The following is a 2,005-nucleotide window of genomic DNA, read 5'->3' as shown; positions in this document are numbered from 1 at the left end:
TCACCAACCTGGGCAACCTGGGTGACAAAGTGAACGTTAAGGCTGGTTACGGTCGTAACTACCTGCTGCCTTACGGCAAAGCTACCGCTGCGACCCCAGCCAACCTGGCTGCGTTCGAAGAGCGTCGCGCTGAGCTGGAAAAAGCTGCAGCTGACCGTAAAACTTCGGCTGAAAGCCGTGCCGCCCAACTGGCTGAGCTGGAAGTGACTATCACTGCCACCGCTGGTGACGAAGGCAAGCTGTTCGGTTCGATCGGCACCCACGACATCGCTGATGCACTGACCGCCTCCGGCGTTGAAGTGCAGAAGAGCGAAGTTCGTCTGCCGAACGGCACCATCCGCAACGTAGGTGAATTCGACGTAGCTGTGCACCTGCACGCTGAAGTTGAAGCCACCGTACGCGTTGTCGTGGTAGCAGCTTAAGCAGCACTTGTCGGCTGGCACCCTAGGGTGCTTGCCGGTAACATCGGGCACGATCCTGTTTACAGGTCGTGCCCTTTGTCTTTCTGGCATCCTCGTTTTTACATCTGATTCCAAGTGGCCATGAACGAAATTTCCGCTCCCGAGCAATACGATCTGCAAACCGCCGCGCTGAAGGTGCCGCCACATTCCATCGAAGCCGAACAGGCTGTGCTCGGTGGTTTGATGCTGGACAACAACGCTTGGGAGCGCGTGCTCGATCAAGTCTCCGACGGCGATTTCTATCGACATGACCACCGTCTGATTTTCCGTGCGATCGCCAAACTGGCCGATCAGAACATGCCGATCGACGTCGTGACCCTGTCCGAACAACTGGACAAGGAAGGTCAGACTTCGCAAGTCGGCGGCCTTGGTTACCTGGGTGAACTGGCGAAAAACACGCCGTCCGTCGCCAACATCAAGGCTTATGCGCAGATCGTTCGTCAGCGTGCAACCTTGCGCCAGTTGATCGGTATCAGCACCGAGATCGCCGACAGTGCCTTCAACCCTGAGGGTCGTACGGCTGAAGAAATCCTCGATGAAGCTGAACGACAGATCTTCCAGATCGCCGAAGCCCGGCCAAAAACCGGCGGCCCGGTGGGTGTGAACGAGCTGTTGACCAAGGCCATCGATCGTATCGACACCCTGTTCAACACTGACAATGCCATTACTGGCTTGTCCACCGGCTACACCGACCTCGACGAGAAGACCAGCGGCCTGCAACCGGCCGACTTGATCATCGTCGCCGGCCGTCCGTCGATGGGTAAAACCACCTTTGCGATGAACCTGGTGGAAAACGCCGTGTTGCGTAGCGATAAGGCTGTTCTGGTTTACTCGCTGGAGATGCCAGGCGAATCGCTGATCATGCGTATGTTGTCGTCCCTGGGCCGTATCGACCAGACCAAGGTGCGTTCCGGTCAGCTTGAAGACGACGATTGGCCGCGCCTGACTTCGGCGGTCAACCTGCTCAACGACCGCAAGCTGTTCATCGACGATACCGCCGGCATCAGTCCATCGGAAATGCGTGCCCGGACCCGTCGTCTGGCGCGTGAGCACGGTGAAGTTGGCCTGATCATGATCGACTACCTGCAATTGATGCAGATCCCCGGTTCCGGTGGCGACAACCGGACCAACGAGATTTCCGAGATCTCCCGATCCCTGAAAGCCCTGGCCAAGGAGTTCAACTGCCCTGTGGTGGCGCTGTCGCAGCTCAACCGTTCCCTGGAACAACGTCCGAACAAGCGCCCCATCAACTCCGACTTGCGGGAATCCGGAGCCATCGAGCAGGACGCCGACGTCATCATGTTCGTTTACCGCGACGAGGTGTATCACCCGGAAACCGAGCATAAAGGCATTGCCGAAATCATCATCGGTAAGCAGCGGAACGGCCCGATCGGCTTTGTTCGCCTGGCGTTCATCGGTAAGTACACCCGATTCGAGAACCTGGCGCCGGGTAGCTATAACTTCGACGACGATGAATAAGATCTTCACCGTCTGACCCGGCCACATCGCCAGCAGGCTGGCTCCCACCCTGGAATGCATTCCTT

The 2,005-nt window shown here is 57.8% G+C and carries 2 protein-coding genes; both read left to right on the top strand.

Annotation, left to right across the window (positions count from 1 at the left end):
- Positions 1 to 8 precede the first annotated feature (8 nt).
- On the top strand, positions 9 to 422 hold the full coding sequence (gene rplI, locus ACRESJ_RS09145) for a 50S ribosomal protein L9 (RefSeq protein WP_431757623.1): 414 nt from the start codon (positions 9 to 11) through the stop codon (positions 420 to 422).
- A 120-nt stretch (positions 423 to 542) separates the two neighbouring features.
- Positions 543 to 1,940 carry a replicative DNA helicase gene (gene dnaB, locus ACRESJ_RS09140; protein WP_431757622.1) on the top strand — a complete coding sequence of 466 codons (1,398 nt, stop codon included), beginning with the start codon at positions 543 to 545 and terminating at the stop codon, positions 1,938 to 1,940.
- Positions 1,941 to 2,005: the final 65 nt, after the last annotated feature.

The organism is Pseudomonas sp. (assembly GCF_050739655.1).
GTDB lineage: Bacteria > Pseudomonadota > Gammaproteobacteria > Pseudomonadales > Pseudomonadaceae > Aquipseudomonas.
The sequence above is the reverse complement of the archived record's forward strand: the minus strand, read 5'-3'. Positions and strand labels throughout refer to the sequence as shown.

Excerpts from the sequence above, each read along its gene's own strand:
- dnaB (WP_431757622.1), top strand. The coding sequence starts at position 543 with ATGAACGAAATTTCCGCTCCCGAGCAATACGATCTGCAAACCGCCGCG.